General features: G+C 71.8%; 12 protein-coding genes. 4 read left to right on the top strand and 8 right to left on the bottom strand.

Translation table 11 applies throughout. The features are described 5' to 3' along the window. The first annotated feature begins 120 nt into the window (after positions 1–120). Positions 121–1,074: a sugar phosphate isomerase/epimerase gene (locus AB0A90_RS18470; RefSeq protein ID WP_357248901.1), complete on the top strand. Its 954-nt coding sequence runs from the start codon at positions 121–123 to the stop codon at positions 1,072–1,074. Between the two features lie 20 nt (positions 1,075–1,094). Beyond that, entirely contained in the window at positions 1,095–3,182 is a 2,088-nt protein-coding gene (locus tag AB0A90_RS18465; protein WP_357248898.1) for a PQQ-dependent sugar dehydrogenase, read from the top strand. A gap of 96 nt (positions 3,183–3,278) precedes the next feature. Here AB0A90_RS18465 and AB0A90_RS18460 read toward each other — a convergent pair whose 3' ends face one another. The 4 genes from AB0A90_RS18460 to pdhA form a co-directional block, all read right to left on the bottom strand. Then, entirely contained in the window at positions 3,279–4,958 is a 1,680-nt protein-coding gene (locus tag AB0A90_RS18460; RefSeq protein ID WP_357249651.1) for a right-handed parallel beta-helix repeat-containing protein, read from the bottom strand. Between the two features lie 136 nt (positions 4,959–5,094). Continuing rightward, on the bottom strand, positions 5,095–6,534 hold the full coding sequence (locus AB0A90_RS18455) for a dihydrolipoamide acetyltransferase family protein (protein WP_357249648.1): 1,440 nt from the start codon (positions 6,532–6,534) through the stop codon (positions 5,095–5,097). Then, positions 6,519–7,523, bottom strand: coding sequence for an alpha-ketoacid dehydrogenase subunit beta (locus AB0A90_RS18450; protein ID WP_357249645.1), 1,005 nt, complete (start codon positions 7,521–7,523; stop codon positions 6,519–6,521). The genes AB0A90_RS18455 and AB0A90_RS18450 overlap by 16 nt, the downstream gene beginning before the upstream one ends. Then, positions 7,520–8,719 (bottom strand): pyruvate dehydrogenase (acetyl-transferring) E1 component subunit alpha, encoded by a 1,200-nt coding sequence (gene pdhA / locus AB0A90_RS18445; protein ID WP_357249642.1) that lies wholly within the window; start codon positions 8,717–8,719, stop codon positions 7,520–7,522. The genes AB0A90_RS18450 and pdhA overlap by 4 nt, the downstream gene beginning before the upstream one ends. Positions 8,720–8,825: 106 nt before the next feature. On the opposite strand from pdhA, the gene AB0A90_RS18440 reads away from it, so the two are divergent. Beyond that, positions 8,826–9,299, top strand: a complete 474-nt coding sequence (locus tag AB0A90_RS18440) for an Lrp/AsnC family transcriptional regulator (RefSeq protein ID WP_357249639.1) — start codon at positions 8,826–8,828, stop codon at positions 9,297–9,299. A 74-nt stretch (positions 9,300–9,373) separates the two neighbouring features. Further along, a complete protein-coding gene (locus AB0A90_RS18435; RefSeq protein WP_357248895.1) occupies positions 9,374–11,542 on the top strand; it encodes an acyltransferase family protein in 2,169 nt (722 codons plus the stop codon). A 19-nt stretch (positions 11,543–11,561) separates the two neighbouring features. On the opposite strand, the gene AB0A90_RS18430 is transcribed toward AB0A90_RS18435, so the two are convergent. The 4 genes from AB0A90_RS18430 to AB0A90_RS18415 are packed head-to-tail and all read right to left on the bottom strand — an operon-like array spanning position 11,562 to position 15,772. Next, the gene (locus AB0A90_RS18430; RefSeq protein WP_357248892.1) at positions 11,562–12,533 is read right to left on the bottom strand and encodes a DNA primase small subunit domain-containing protein; all 972 of its coding nucleotides are present in this window, start codon (positions 12,531–12,533) and stop codon (positions 11,562–11,564) included. Between the two features lie 36 nt (positions 12,534–12,569). Then, positions 12,570–13,862: an acyltransferase gene (locus tag AB0A90_RS18425; RefSeq protein WP_357248890.1), complete on the bottom strand. Its 1,293-nt coding sequence runs from the start codon at positions 13,860–13,862 to the stop codon at positions 12,570–12,572. 21 nt (positions 13,863–13,883) lie between these two features. Further along, positions 13,884–14,858 carry an NAD(P)-dependent oxidoreductase gene (locus AB0A90_RS18420; protein ID WP_357248887.1) on the bottom strand — a complete coding sequence of 325 codons (975 nt, stop codon included), beginning with the start codon at positions 14,856–14,858 and terminating at the stop codon, positions 13,884–13,886. A 23-nt stretch (positions 14,859–14,881) separates the two neighbouring features. Beyond that, on the bottom strand, positions 14,882–15,772 hold the full coding sequence (locus AB0A90_RS18415) for a glycosyltransferase (RefSeq protein WP_357248884.1): 891 nt from the start codon (positions 15,770–15,772) through the stop codon (positions 14,882–14,884). Between the last annotated feature and the right edge of the window lie 59 nt (positions 15,773–15,831).

Here is a 15,831-nt window from a genome sequence, read left to right as displayed (position 1 = left end):
GGAGCGCCGTCCTCACCGTCCAGCCGAAGCCCGCCTTCGGCCGGTTCGGCGCGCCCGGGTGGCGACAGCCAGGTCGACCGCCGCCGACGGCGTACCTGCCGTCAGGAAGGGACCACCACCATGGATCAACAGCTCAACCCACCGACACCGACGTCCGAGCCGATCAGCCGGCGCGGAGTGCTGCGCGCCGCGACCGTCTCCGCCGCCGCCGTCGGCACCGCCGGCCTGCTCGCCGGCCCGGCCACCGCCGCCCCCGCCGCCCCCGCCGCGCAGGCTCGGCGTCGGGTGCCGGTCGACCGGATCAGCATCCAGCTCTACACCCTGCGCGATCAGCTCACCGCCGACCTGCCCGGCACCCTGGACGCGTTGCGCCGGATCGGCTACCGGCGGGTGGAGCACGCCGGATTCGTCGGACGCACCGCCGCGCAGTTCCGGGCCGCGCTCGACGAGGCCGGGCTGCGATCCACCTCCGGGCACACCGGCATCCCGCAGCCCTTCGACGCCGCCACCTGGGAGCAGGCCCTCGAGGACGCCAACGTCGTGGGCTGCAAGAAGATCGTCCACCCCTACTTCGGTCGGGACGCCAACGGTCAGGCGATCCGGGACCCCAACGTCTACCGGGCCCTGGCGCGCGACCTGAACAAGGCCGGCCGGCTGGCCGAACGCGCCGGGCTCGACTTCGGTTACCACAACCACCAGCTGGAGTTCACGCCGCTGACCGACGGCTCGACCGGCTTCGACATCCTCACCGGGCAGACCGACCCGCGCCTGGTCCACTTTGAGCTCGACCTCTACTGGACCTGGCGGGGGGCGCACGACCCGGTCGACGTGATCCGGGCCAACCGCGGCCGGATCCGCCAGGTGCACGTCAAGGACCTCGACGTCGAGGGTGGCTTCGCCGACCTCGGCGACGGCCTCATCGACTTCGGCCGCATCTTCGCCCACGAGCGGGAGGCCGGCATCGAGGAGTACATCGTGGAGCGCGACGACGCGGGCACCGCGCCACGCTCCCCCGCCGACGCCCTGGACACCGCACGGGTCGGCTTCGACTTTCTCGCCTCACTCCGGTACTGAAACACCTCGGGGGACAATTGATGAACAGAACCGCATTCGTGTCTGCCCTGCTGCTGGTGACGGCCGGTCTCGCCGTACCGCCGGCGGCCGCGGCCGCCGCACCGGCCCCGCCGCCGGACAGCAGCTTCCAGAAGGTGACACTCAACGACTTCCCGGGCGAGCCGATGAGCCTCGCCGTCCTGCCCGACCTGCGGGTGCTGCACACCTCCCGCACCGGCGAGGTCCGCATCCACGACCCGCGCACCGGGCTGAACACCCTCGCCGCCGACATCCCGGTGTACGAGCACGACGAGGAGGGCTTGCAGGGGGTCGCCATCGACCCGAACTTCGCCCAGAACAAGTGGGTCTACCTCTACTACTCGCCGCCCATGGACACGCCGGTGGACGACCCGGCCACCCCGGGCGTCAACGAGGGCGACGCGCCGGAGACCGGCACCGCGGCGGACTGGGAGCCCTTCAAGGGCGCGCTGCGACTGTCCCGGTTCAAGCTGGAGGGGACGAAGCTCAACCTCGCCAGCGAGCAGCAGATCATCGACGTGCCGACCGACCGGGGCATCTGCTGCCACGTCGGCGGCCAGATCGACTTCGACAGCAAGGGCAACCTGTACCTGTCGACGGGTGACGACAGCAACCCGTTCGCCTCCGACGGCTACGTCCCGATCGACGAGCGGGCCAACCGCCACCCGGCGTTCGACGCCCAGCGCACCTCGGCCAACACCAACGACCTGCGCGGCAAGCTACTGCGCATCAAGGTGAAGAACGGTGGCGGTTACACGGTGCCCGCCGGCAACCTGTTCAAGCCGGGCACGGCGCAGACCCGCCCGGAGATCTACGCGATGGGGCTGCGCAACGCGTTCCGCTTCTCCGTCGACAGGCGTACCGACAACGTGTACGTGGGCGACTACTCCCCGGACGCCTCCAACCCGAACCCGGCGCGCGGACCGGCCGGGCACGGCCGCTGGATGCTCGTCGACAAGCCGGCGAACTACGGCTGGCCGTACTGCGTGACGCCGACGATCGCCTACCGCGACTACGACTTCGCCACCGGCCAGTCCGGCGCCAAGTTCAACTGCGCGCGCCCGGTCAACGACTCACCGCACAACACCGGCAAGCGCGTGCTGCCGCCGGTCGAGCAGCCGCAGGTCTGGTACGCGGCAGCCCCCTCGGCCGAGTTCCCGCAGCTGGGCACCGGCGGCATCTCTCCGATGGGCGGCCCGGCGTACAACTACGACGGGACCAGCACGTCGCGTACCCGCTGGCCGGCCTACTACGACGGGGTGCCGCTGTTCTACGAGTGGAGCCGGGACTACATCAAGGAGTTCCGCCTCGACGAGGATGGCGACGTCGCGGACATCCTTCCGGTGGCGCCGTCGCTGGTGGTGGACAACCCGATGGACATGGAGTTCGGCCCGGACGGCGCGCTCTACGTGCTGGAGTACGGTGACGGCTACTTCGCCGAGAACCCGGACGCCCAGCTGTCCCGGATCGACTTCGTCCGGGGCAACCGGACGCCGATCCCGAAGATCAGCGGCACGCCGACCGTTGGGCAGGCCCCGCTGACCGTCGCGTTCTCCAGCGCCGGCACCACCGACCCGGACGGTGACACGCTCAGCTACGCGTGGGACTTCAACGCGGACGGTTCGGTGGACAGCACCAACCCGAACGCGACCTGGACGTTCTCGAAGAACGGCTCGTACACGCCGACGCTGAAGGTGACCGACCGCACCGGACGGTCCGCCTCGGCATCACTGCCGCTGGTGGTCGGGCCGACCGCGCCGGTGGTCGAGTTCGTCACCCCGGAGGCTGGGCAGCCGTTCCAGTTCGGGCAGACGGTCGCGTACGAGGTGAAGGTCACCGACGACCTGCCGGTGGACTGCTCCAAGGTGAAGGTCACCTACGTGCTCGGGCACGACGAGCACGGGCACCCGCTCTCCACCTCGACGGGTTGCTCCGGAAGCATTCCCACCTTCCTCGACAGTGGGCACAGCGGTGCGGACAACCTGACCGCCGTGTTCGTCGCGGAGTACACCGACGCGGGCTCGCCCGCGCAGTCGGGCTCGGCCGAGGTCGTGCTGGACCCGACCCCGGTGGCCGGTCTGGCCGGCTGACCAACCCACGATGACAGCGGCGGCGGCCGGATCACTCCGGTCGCCGCCGCTCGTCGTTCAGCTCCGGTCTCGCCGGGACCACCGACGGGTCGCCGCTCAGGTCCAGTCACTGTCGACGTGGTTGTCCCGCCAGCGCCCGCCCACCGGCGGGGTGTCCAGGAGCATCCCGTCGCCGGCGTTGCCGGCCAGGTCGTTGTCCTCGACCCGGCAGTCCACGCAACTGCCGCGCTCGGTGATCCACAGCCCGTGCGTCTGGGTCTGGTAGTCGTGGTTGTCCCAGATCCGGTTGCCCCGAACCGTGGCCGAGTCGAACGGCGCGTCGATCGTGATCCCGGCCCGCCGCTCGGGTGCGGGCGACAGTTCGTATCCGATGCCGGGCGGCGGCACGTCCCCGCTCCACGCGGTGAACCCGTCGGGGCGTACCGGGGCGAGGGTGAGTTCGTCGCCGGTGTTGGAGGCGACCATGGCGACGGCTCGTCCGACCCGTAGGACCTTGCCCCGGTGCCCGTCGTGCGGCCAGTTGGCCGACCGGTCCACCAGACACCGTTCGCTGTAGCGGACGGCGTCGCCGGTACCGCCGGCCCCCTCGGCACACTGCCGCCCGTTGTTGCGGATCCGGTTGTTGAGCAGCACCGCGTCGGTCATCTGGTGGTCGATGCGGACCGCGTCCAGGCCGTTGCCCCAGAACTCGTTGCTCTCGATGACCACGTCCCGGATCGAGCCCTGGTAACCGCGTCCGAGGTCGTGCGCGTGATAGCCGTGCCGCCCGTTGCCGCTGATCCGGTTGCCCCGCACGGTGTACGGGCCGGGGCTGTTGCCGATGCTGACCCCGTCGCGCATGTTGCCGTCGATGACGCAGTCGGTGAGCAGCCCACCCCGGCCGGCCACCGACGAGGTGCCCTGCGCCGACACGTCGAAGCCGGTCTCCAGGTTGCCGGTCATCGTGCAGGCGGAGACGATCAGACCGTCCGCGCCCCAGTCGGAGATGCCGAACCGGTTGCCCTGGCTGTGACAGCCGATGATCCGGTAGCCGCGCGGCGGCGGCCAGTAGTCCTTCTGCAACTCCAGGAAGATGCCGTTGGTGCCGTTGGCCAGGGTGGTGCAGTTGGCGATGGTCAGCCGCTCCACCGTGCCCCACCCGCCGACGCCGACGCCGATGCCGGCGCCGCCCATCTGCTCGCCGTTGTCCAGTCGGCCGCAGCCGACCACCACCACCCCGTCGATCAGGGAGTCCTGGAGGAAGTCGCAGCCCAGCCCGGTGGCTGCGGTGTGGTGGATGTAGAGGTTGCGGAAGACGCCGCGCACCACGTACTGAAGGCCGAGGCCCTTGGCCAGGTAGTTGTACTCGGCCATGGCCACCCCGGACCCGTCGATCTGGAAGTCGGCGAAGGTGCAGTCGGCGATGTGCCGGTCCCGGTCGGCGCCGTGCTGCACGGTGGTCCAGAAGGCCAACGGGGTCGGGTCGGCCCGGTTGCCCTCGTTGCTGAGCATGAACCGCGTCGCCGCCGGGCCGGCCCCGATCAGCGACACACCGCTGCGCCACACCGTGCCCGCGTCCCGGATCGAGTAGATGCCCGGTGGGCAGTAGATGACCCGGGCCCGCCCGTCCGACGCGTACCCGGCGCCCAGGCGGTCCACGAGGGCAGCCAGCGCCGGCTGGTCGTTCGTCGCGCCGTCGCCGGTCAGCCCGTACTCCAGCGCGTCGCAGTAGAGCGGCGCGCCGGCCGAGGCGGGCCGTCGTACCCGGACCGAGTTCAGTAGCAGCTCGTTCGCCACGGCCACAGGCCGGCTCCCTTCGACACGTTCGGTGCGCTCCGGCGGGGCCGCCTTCCCGATGACGCCGCCGGGAAACCCCGGGCGTGCGTCGGTCCCGGCGCCGAGGGGGCAGCGCCGGGACCGAGGGGGTACGCCGTCAGACGGCGGCGATCAGCAGCGCCGGGCGCTCCACGCAGTCGGCGACGTGCCGCAGGAAGCCACCGGCCACCCCACCGTCGCAGACCCGGTGGTCGAAGGTGAGGCTGAGCTGGGTCACCTTCCGGACGGCGAGTTGCCCGTCGACCACCCACGGCTTGTCCACGATCCGGCCGACGCCGAGCAGCGCCGCCTCCGGGTGGTTGATGATCGGCGTGGAGCCGTCGACGCCGAACACCCCGTAGTTGTTGAGCGTGAACGTGCCACCGGTCAGTCGGGCCGGCGGGAGGCTACCCGCCCGCGCGGCGGCGGTGGTCGCCGCCAGTTCGGCGGCCAACTCGGCGGTGGTGAGCCGCTGGGCGTCGCGCAGCACCGGCACCAGCAGACCCCGGTCGGTCTGCGCGGCGATGCCGAGGTGTACCCCGGCGGACTGGACGATCCGCTGCGCCTCGGTGTCCACCCGGGCGTTGAGCTGCGGGAACCGGCGCAGCCCGCTGAGGCAGATCCGGGCCAGCAGGGCCAGGATGCTCACCGGGGCGTCCGGCGTCGCCGCGTTGATCGCGGCCCGGGTCTCCAGCAGCCCGGTGGCGTCCACGTCGACCCAGATGGTCACCTCCGGGATCTCCCGTCGGCTGCGGGAGAGCTTGTCGGCGATGGCCTTGCGAACACCGGTGAGCGGGATGATCACGTCGTCGCCCCCGGACGGCACCGGCGCGACGGGGGCGTCCGGCACGGCGGCGAGCCGGGCGGCGGGCACGGCCAGCGCCGATTCCACGTCGGCCCGGCGGATCACTCCACCGGGACCGGTGCCCCGCACCGCGTTCAGGTCGACGCCGCGCTCCCGGGCCAGTCGCCGCACGATCGGCGAGATGACCAGGGCGGCCGGCGCCGGGTGGCCGGACGCGTCGCCCGTACCCGAGGCACCGCCGGCAGCCGCGCGGATCCCACCGGTCGGGGCAGCACCACCGGGCGAGGCGATGTCGGTCCGCGCGGGGTCGGTCCGCGCGGGGTCGGTCCGCGCGGGGTCGGTCGGTTCGGGAGCGAGCGTCAGCCGGGGCCGGCGCCGGCGGCGGGTGGCGCCGCCGTGGCCCGTGCCGTAGCCGATCAGCACGTTTCCGGAGCCGGCCTGCTCCTCCTCGCGGTAGGTGGCGTGCCCGGCGGGCTCGTCACCGCCGTCCAGCGGCGCGATGGTGATCAACGGTTGGCCGACCGGGCGTACCTCACCGGCCGCGCCGTGCAGGGTGACGACCCGGCCGGCGTACGGGCAGGGCACGTCCACGACCGCCTTGGCGGTCTCCACCTCGACCACGCTCTGGTCGACGGTGACCACGTCGCCCACCGCGACCCGCCACTCGACGATCTCGGCTTCACTCAGCCCCTCGCCCAGGTCGGGCAGGAGGAAGACCTGCGTGCGCGCGACGGTGGTCATGCCGCCGCCCAACGCGCGTCCGGCTGGTCGTCCCACTGGAGTCGGGCCACCGCGTCGAGCACCCGGTCCACACCGGGCAGGTGGGTGTGCTCCAGCATCGGCGCCGGGTACGGGATGTCCAGCCCGGCGACCCGCAGCACCGGGGCGTGCAGCGCGTGGAAGCAGCGCTCCTGCACCCGGGCGGTGATCTCCGCGCCGACCCCCGCGAAGCCCTGCGCCTCCTGGATCACCACGCACCGGCCGGTACGGCGGACCGAGGCGGCGATGGTCTCGTCGTCGAACGGCACGATGGTGCGGACGTCCACCACCTCCAGGTCCCAGCCCTCCTCGCGGGCGGCCTCGGCGGCCTCCAGCGCGACCGGCACCGCCGGCCCGTACGCCACCAGGGTCGCGTCGCGGCCGGGGCGGCGCACGACGGCCCGGCCGAACGGCTCGGTCCGCGTCGGCAGGACCGCGTCGGCGCTGCCGAAGTAGAGCTTCTTGGGCTCCATGAAGACCACCGGGTCGGGGTCGTCGATCGCCTCGCGCAGCAGCGAGTACGCGTCCTCGACGGTCGCCGGGGTGACCACCTTCAGGCCCGGGGTGTGCGCGTAGTACGCCTCGGACGAGTCGCAGTGGTGCTCGACCCCGCCGATCCCACCGGCGTACGGCACGCGGATGACGATGGGCACGCTGAGCTTGCCCCGGGTCCGGTTGCGCAGCTTCGCCACGTGCGAGGCGATCTGCTCGAACGCCGGGTACGCGAACGCGTCGAACTGCATCTCGACCACGGGCCGCAGACCGGACATGGCCAGGCCGACGGCGAAGCCGACGATGCCGGCCTCGGCGAGCGGGGTGTCGAAGCAGCGGTCCTCGCCGAAGCGGGCCTGGAGGCCGTCGGTGATCCGGAAGACGCCACCGAGCGCGCCGACGTCCTCACCGAAGACGACGACCCGCTCGTCGGCGGCGAGGGCGTCGGCGAGCGCCGCGTTGAGGGCCTTCGCCATGGTGGTGGCCATCAGGCGTCCCTCTCCTCGTCGCGGGCGGCGGCCAGCTCGGCGCGGACCTGCTCGCGCTGTTCGATCAGCTGCGGGGTGGGCTGGGCGTAGACGTGGTCGAAGAGGCTCAGCGGGTCCACGTTGGGCTGCTCGTTCATCCGGGTCCGCAGGTCCGCCGCGTACGCCTCGGCCTGCTCGGCGACCTCGGCGACCGCCGCGTCGTCGAGCACCCCGCGGGCCCGCAGGTAGGTCTCCAGCCGGGCGACCGGGTCGCGGTCGCGCCAGGCGTCGACCTCGGCGCCGTCGCGGTAGCGGCTGGCGTCGTCGGCGTTGGTGTGCGGTTCCATCCGGTAGGTGTGCGCCTCGACGAGGAACGGCCCGTTGCCGGCGCGGGCGTGGGCGACCGCGCGGGTGAGCACGGCGAGCACGGCCACCGGGTCGTTGCCGTCGACCTGCTCGCTGGGTACGCCGTAGCCGACGCCCTTGTAGGCCAGCGACGGCGCGGCGGTCTGCCGCGACAGCGGGACGCTGATGGCGTAGCGGTTGTTCTGCACGAAGAAGACCACCGGCGCCTTGAACACGGCGGCGAAGTTGATCCCCTCGTGGAAGTCGCCCTCGCTCGTCGCGCCGTCGCCGATGAAGGCCAGCGCCACGGTGTCCCGACCCTGGTACGCCTCACCGTGCGCGAGGCCGGCGGCGTGCACGCACTGGGTGGCAAGCGGGGTGCACTGCGGCGCGGTGTGCACCTCGGTCGGGTCGTAGCCGCAGTGCCAGTCGCCGCGCAGCAGGGTGAGCACCTCGACCGGGTCGATGCCCCGGGCAACCAGCGCCATCGACTCACGGTAGGTGGGGAAGACCCAGTCGGTGTCGCGGACCGCGAGCGTCGCGCCGACCTGGCACGCCTCCTGGCCCCGCGAGGACGGGTAGACGGCCAGCCGGCCCTGCTTGGTCAGGGCGGTCGCCTGGGTGTCGAACCGGCGGCCGAGCACCATCCGGCGGTACAGCTCGCGCAGCACCTCGACGGGTGGTTCCGGATAGTCGCCGCGGGCGGGCAGTGGCGTGCCGGTGGGGTCGAGCAGGCGGACGGGTTCGGTGTTCGGCAGCAGCGGGCGCGCCGGGTCGGGCGGGGTGGCCGCTCGACGCGTACGCGGGGATGCCCTGCGGACCGCCTGGGGAGTGGTCGTCACGGCGGAACCTCCTGGGACGTGTGGTGAGCCTATGCTTCCGCGTGTCGGATGATTGACTCAAGATCCACGCAGAACGCGGGACGGTTGGCACGCGGAGGGGGTCACAGTGAGCCAGGAGAGCGGCGACGACGCGGACCGGGTGGCGGGATCGGGACGATCGGTTCGAGCCCTCGACGAGGTGGACCGGCGGATCCTCGACGAGCTGGTCCGGGACGGGCGCACGTCGGTGCGCACCCTGGCCGAACGGATCCACATCTCCCGTACCAACGCGTACGCGCGGGTGGAGCGGTTGCTGCGCGACGGGGTGATCACCGGGTTCCACGCCCAGGTGGCGCCCGAGGCGGCCGGGTTGGGCACCTCGGCGTACATGGCGTTGACGATCGAGCAGAACACCTGGCGGGAGGTGTCGGCCGAGCTGGCCCGGGTGCGCTACGTCGAGCACGTGGCGTTGCTCAGCGGCGAGCACGACGTGCTTGCCCTGGTCCGGGCGCCGGACAACGCCGCCCTGCGGGATGTGGTGTTGGACCGGGTGCAGCGCATCGCCGGGGTGTTGTCGACACGGTCCTGGCTCGTCTTCGAGGAGTTCGGCGGAACGCAGAGCCCGTGGCAATAGAGGCCATAACACGAATTCATTAGCACGATGATGAAATAGGCGAATTACCGTAGAGCGCCGCTACTATCCGCGACGTGGCTATATCGAATGAGTTGTGGGAGCAGGCCCGGGTCGCCGCCCCGCCACCGACCAGGCCGACGTCGACCAGGCCGACGGCACCCGGTGCGCGGTCCTTCCGCGGGGACATCGAGGGCCTGCGGGCGGTGGCCGTGCTGCTGGTGCTCCTCGGTCACGCCGGCGTGCCGTACCTGCCCGGCGGTTTCGTCGGTGTCGACGTGTTCTTCGTGATCTCCGGCTTCCTCATCACCGGCCTGCTGCTGGAGGAACTCGACCATCGTGGACGGCTGTCGCTCACCGACTTCTACGCCCGCCGAGCGAAGCGCCTGCTGCCGGCCGCCGCCACCGTCCTGCTCGCGACCCTGGTGCTCACCTACTTCTTCCTGCCTCGCGGCCGCTGGTCGTCCACCGCCTGGGACGTCATCGCCAGCGCCTGCTACGCCATGAACTGGCGGATGGCCGCGCAGTCCGCCGACTACGTGGCCGCCAACGACGCCGCGAGCATCGCCCAGCACTTCTGGTCCCTCGCCGTCGAGGAGCAGTTCTACCTGGTGTGGCCCCTGCTGCTGATCGCCCTCGGGTGGTTCGCCCGCCGCCGGGGCCACGGTGGCCGCGGTCTCTACCTGCTCGGGTTGGCGCTGATCGCCCTCCCCTCGTTCGCCTGGGCGCTGTACGTCTCGCCGACCGACCCCTCGGCGTACTACGTCACCACCACCCGGATGTGGGAGTTGGCCCTCGGCGGCGCCGTCGCCGTCACGGCGATCTGGTGGAGCCGGTCACCGCGCCTGGTCGCCGTCCCGCTGGCGTGGGCCGGGCTGATCGCCGTCGGCGCCTCGGCCGCGCTGATCACCACGGAGGCCGGCTTCCCCGGCTACGTCGCGCTCGGCCCCACCCTCGGCACGGCCACGGTGATCGCGTTCGGGCCGGCCGCCGGTCGCGCCGGGCCCGCTCTCCTGCTGGGCCGGCAGCCGCTGCGCTATGTCGGCGGGATCTCCTACTCGCTGTACCTGTGGCACTGGCCGGTGCTGATCGCCGCGCAGGCGCACTTCGGTGACCTCGGTGTCGGCCCCGCGCTCGCCGTCGTGGCCGCCTCGGCGGTCCCCGCCGCGCTCACGTACCACTTCGTCGAGAACCCGGTCCGCCGGTCGCCCACCCTCGCCGACCGGCCCGCCGCCGCCCTGCGCATCGGCGCCGTCTGCACCGGCGCGGCCGCGCTCGCCGGCCTGACCTTCCAACTGGCCATTCCGACAACGACGGGTACGACACCCCCGTCGGTCATCATGGGCCAGGTGCCCGGAGGCTCCCCACAGGCGACGCCACCGGCCGCGCCCGGCGCCGCCGCGCTCGGCACATCCCCCCGCACCAGCCGGGCCGGGGTGCCCGTCGACAAGGTCGCGTCGATCACCCCCGAGCCGGCGCGCGCGGCCCGGGACGCACCGCTGTTGCAGGCGACGAAGAGTTGCCACGTGTCGCTGGAGTCCGCCACGCCGGAAGTCTGTGTCTACGGGAAGATGAACTCGGCGACCACGATCGCGCTCGCCGGCGACTCCCACGCCGACCAGTGGGTCCCTGCCATGCGGCTGGCGGCGGAGACCAACGGCTGGCGCCTCGCCACCTACACCAAGGGCGGCTGCCCGTTCCTGACGGCGGAGATCTCCCTGAACGACAGGCCCTACTCGGCCTGCACGGAGTGGAACAGGAAGGTGCGGGAGACATTGGTCGGCGCGGGCCGCCCCGACCTGCTGGTCGTGACCCACGCCGAGTACCCGGTCCACGGCGAGCCGGCCACGAAGTGGCGGTCGGCGCTGGTCCGGGAGCTGCGCAAGACGTGGAGCGGCATGATCGCGGAGAAGGTGCCGGTGGTGGTCCTGCGGGACACGCCGCTGCACCTGAAGGACGTCGCCGAGTGCGTGTCGAAGAACCCGAACCGCCTGACGAAGTGCGCCGACAGCCGCGACGAGGTCCTGGGCCGCGGGGGCGGTCCGGCCCAGGAAGAAGCGGCCGACGGGTTGTCCGGCGCCCACCTGATCGACCTGAACGACTGGATCTGCCCCGCGGACCGGTGCGCCCCCGTCATCGGAGGGGTGCTCGTCTGGCGCGACGCGCACCACCTGAGCGCCACGTACTCGACCACGCTCGCACCCCAGGTGGGCGCCGCGCTCAAACCCGTGCTCGCCGAGCTGTGACCCGCCGGGCTGGCGGACCTCACCGTTCGGGTGGGGCCTCCAGCCCGTCCCGGTCGGCCAACGCCAACAGCGGCTCCAACGAGTGCCGGTCGCCGTCCAGCCCGGCGTGCGGGTCGCCGCGCTCGGCGAAGCGGGCCGGCATGCTGAGCACGTCGAAGTCCTCCGGACGGGCGTCGTCCAGCTCCGCCCACTCCAGCGGCGCCGACACCAGCGCCTGCGGGGTCGGCCGGATCGAGTACGCCGACGTCACCGTGTGGTCGCGGGCCATCTGGTTGTAGTCGATGAAGACCGGCCGGTCGCGTTGGTCGCGCCACCAGGTGGTGGTGACCAGCTCCGGGAGCCGGCGCTGCATCTCCCGGCCCAGGGCGAGCACCGCCCGGCGACACTCACCGAAGCTCCACCGCGGCTCGATCGACAGGTAGACGTGCAGGCCCCGCCCGCCGGTGGTCTTCGGGTAGCCGGTCATCCCCAGCTCGGCGAGGAACGCGTTGACCTCGCGGGCCACCGGCACCACCTGGTCGAAACCGACGCCGGGCATCGGGTCGAGGTCGATGCGCAGCTGGTCGGGTCGCTCCACGTCGGCGGCGGTGACCGGCCAGGGGTGAAACCGCAGGGTGCCCAGGTTGGCCGCCCAGATCACCACGGCCAACTCGCTGGGCGCGACCTCGTCGGCGGTCCGGCCACTGGGGAAGGTGATGTGCGCGGTACGCACCCAGTCGGGCGCGCCCGCCGGCAGCCGCTTCTGGTAGAACGCGTCGCCCCGGTTGGTCTGCCGGGTGGCGATCGTCGCGCCCTCGAAGACGCCACGCGGCCAGCGCTCCAGCATCGTCGGCCGGTCCCGCAGGGCGCGCAGGATCCCCTCACCCACCGACAGGAAGTAGCGGACCACGTCCAGCTTGGTCAGCCCACGCTCCGGGAAGTACGGCTTGTCGGGGCTGGAGACGCGGACCAGCCGCTCCCCCACCTGAATCTCCTCCGCCACCGTGGCCACGCCCCCGAGCGTACGGCTCGGGGGCGGGCCGGCGGGTTAGCGGCCGGGAACCAGTGTGGCGGGTTGCTGTGGCAACTCCTGGGTCGGGCCGCCGACCTGCGCCGGCGGCTCCTCGGCCACCGCGGTCTGCTGCTCGACCGGCACCCGCTGCGACGACCGGCGGGCCACGAAGCCCGGCGTCCAGTCCTTCAACCGCAGCGCGGGACGCTCGACCAACTTCCAGGACAGGAACGCGGCGGCGAACGCGACCGCCACCGACATCGCCGCGAACGGCACGTAACCCCAGCGGCTCCAGCCGAGGCTCGTCATCACCTGTTGGAGGACGAACCCGTAGATGTAGATGCCGTACGAGTAGTCGTTCTTGCGGCCCACCCAGTGCAGTTGGCGGGGCATCCGCACCGACAGCCAGACCAGCAGGTACGCGAACGCGGGCAGCCCGATGACGAAGAAGCCACCGAAGAGCAGGGACAATCCGAGCGCCACCGCCGAACCGATGCCCAGCGCGTCGTTGATCGGCACCCGCTCGCGGTAGAGGTCCAGGGTCGCCCCGGCGGCGAAGAGGAAGCCCAGGTAGACGATGTAGTGGAAGGTCATGGTGCCGACCAGCGGCGACACGAAGCTCCAGCTCGCCGTCGACACCGGGCCGCTGATCCGTCCGGAGCTGACCCAGTCCTGCAGGATGCTCAGGTAGAGCGCGACGGTCAGGAACAGCACGAACCGCCGGGCGTTCCGCAGCACCGCCGTCACCGCCAGCACGCCCACCATGACGTAGCAGAACATCTCGTACTTCAGCGACCACAGCGCGCCGTTGAAGACGCTGTAGTTGACCTTCTCGCCCCACGGGGTGGTGTCCGTGAACAGGTCCCGGACGCCGTACTGACGGACGCCGGTCCACCAGTTGGCCTGCAGGTAGGCCAGCGGGCCGCCCCGGTCCCAGGGGTTGTCGAAGAACCCGGCGATGGTGCCGTGCTCGCGCAACGCGACGAGCGGGGCGATCACCAGCGCGCTGACCAGCAGGCAGACCCAGAGACCGGGGAAGATCCGCAGGGCCCGGTGCCAGGCGTAACGGAAGATGCCGGTACGCCGGGCGCTGCGGGTGATCAGCAGGCCGGACAGCACGAAGAAGCCGTACACGGCCATGGTGCCGACGTTCGTCTGCCGACCGGTCAGGTAGTAGCCCAGGTCGTTGGCGCCGAAGCCGAGCGGCTTGGAGTGTGACAACACGACGCCGACGGCGAGGCAGAGCCGGATCAGCCCGATGCCGTTGCTCCGGCCGGAGAGCAGGTCGGCGAGGGTGCCCCGGGACCGGATGAGAGCGGGGGTGGTCATGCGCTCAGGAACCTCTCGGCATCAGGCGGGCACATCGGCGCCGGCGTGCTCCCACAGCTGCTTCATCTCGGTGTGCAGGTCGTCGCTCGGCGACCAGCCGAGCACCTCGGCGGCCAACCCGATGTCCAGCCGCTGCCAACTGGTCTCGGCGGGACCGGTCTGCTCGGCCTCGACGAGGTCGGTCGGCACCTCACTGACCTCGATGAGGAGCCGGACCATATCACGCGCGCTGGCCGCCACACCCCGACCAATGTTGATCACACGACCGGCCGCGTCGGGACGGGTCGCGGCCAACTGCACGGCGGCGACCACGTCACCGAGACCGATGAAGTCACGCCGGGAGCCGAGCGGAGCCAGCTCCAACCGGGCTCGCTCACCGGCCCGCTGGGCGTCGCGGAGCCGGCCCGCGACCACCCCGAGCAGGCTGTGGCCGGGCTGGCCGGGGCCGATGACGTTGCCGACCCGCAGCGTGACGCCCTCGATCAGGCCCTGCCGGTCCGCCGCGGTGACCGCCTCGGTGCAGCGCACCTTGAACTCGCCGTACGGCATCACGGGCGCGGGGGTCAGCCGCTCGGGCATCGACGTGTCGACCGGGACCAGCCCGTACTCGTGCACGCTGCCCATCTGGAGCACCCGAACCCGCCCCGGCAGTCGGCCCGCGGCCGCCAGGAGCCGCTCGACCAGGGTGACGTTCACCGCGAGCATCTGCGCCTCGCTCAGGCCCCACATCCCACCCGCCGCGTTGATCACCACGTCCGGGGCGAGGTCACGCAGCACCGCGGTGATCTCGTCGACGTCGGCGGCGGCCAGGTCCAGTGCGCGGACCTGGACACCCGGGCCGATCGTCTTCGGGGTACGCGCCACGGCGACCACGGTGTGCCCCTGGTCGGCCAGGGCGCGGCAGATCGGGCGGCCGAGGAATCCGGTGCCGCCGAGCACCACCACCCGGACGGGCGGTTCGGCGTGCTCCGCCGGACGTCGTGGTCGGACGGTCATGGCGCTCCTCTGGCTCTCGTCGGTCATCGGCCCGGCCCGAACGCGTGCCGGGACAGACTGCGTACGCCGGACATCTTGCCGGAGAGGACCGCCGTCGGCAGCAGGGTGATGGCGTGCAGTCGGGACGAGGTGTAGCTGCGGGCCGCCCGAGCCGCCCGCGGCCAGCCCTGCTCGTCCATCCGCCGGGCGACGTCGAGGAAGAACGCCCGCGCCTCGGTGAACCGGGAGCCGTTGACCGCGTCGGCGGCGGACTTGCTGACCGCGTGCCGCCGGTACTGGAAGCAGAGGGTGTTGTCGATCGCCATCTGCTCACCACGCTGGATCAGGTCGATCACCAGGGCCAGGTCCTGGATGACCTGGAACTCCTCGCGGAAGCCGACGGCCTTGATCGCGTCCGTGCGCCAGCACATCGACGGAAAGTAGAACCAGCAGCCCCGTAGCAGGCTGGCTGCCAGGTCCTCGCCGCCCATCAGCTCGCGGGAGTCGATCCGCGGGGCGTAGATCCGCCGCTTCGCCTCGTCGACGATGGTGTTGACCACCGTGCCGTTGGCGTCGATGATCTCGACCCCCGGCTGGATCATGCCGACGCCCGGGTACTGCTCGGTCACCGATCGCACGGTGGCCACGTAGTTGGGGTGCATGATGTCGTCCGTGCCCATCATCACCAGGTACTCGTGCTCGGCGAGGCCGACGCACTTGCGGTAGTTGGCGGTGATCCCGAGATTGTGCTCGTTGCGCTGGTAACGGACCCGCTCGTCGTCGATGCCCGCGAACCACTCGGGCACACCCGGCTCGGTGCCGTCGTCGACCACGGTGAGGCGCCAACCAGGGTCACTCTGCGCCATCACGCTGCGCACCGCCGCCTGCATGAGGGGCACGCTTCCGTAGTACGGCAGCATAATGTCGACAATCATTGGGTCGGTAGGCCTCACTGTGCGTGGTGGAAATGCGCGACGGGCGCGGCCACATTATC

Source organism: Micromonospora sp. NPDC049204 (assembly GCF_040647935.1).
Classification (GTDB): domain Bacteria; phylum Actinomycetota; class Actinomycetes; order Mycobacteriales; family Micromonosporaceae; genus Micromonospora.
This window is presented reverse-complemented; position numbering and strand designations above follow the sequence as displayed.

Bases quoted from the DNA above. Each gene is read 5' to 3' on its own strand.
- AB0A90_RS18470 (WP_357248901.1), top strand. From the start codon at position 121: ATGGATCAACAGCTCAACCCACCGACACCGACGTCCGAGCCGATCAGC.
- AB0A90_RS18425 (WP_357248890.1), bottom strand. From the start codon at position 13,862: ATGACCACCCCCGCTCTCATCCGGTCCCGGGGCACCCTCGCCGACCTG.
- AB0A90_RS18420 (WP_357248887.1), bottom strand. From the start codon at position 14,858: ATGACCGTCCGACCACGACGTCCGGCGGAGCACGCCGAACCGCCCGTC.
- AB0A90_RS18465 (WP_357248898.1), top strand. From the start codon at position 1,095: ATGAACAGAACCGCATTCGTGTCTGCCCTGCTGCTGGTGACGGCCGGT.
- AB0A90_RS18415 (WP_357248884.1), bottom strand. From the start codon at position 15,772: ATGATTGTCGACATTATGCTGCCGTACTACGGAAGCGTGCCCCTCATG.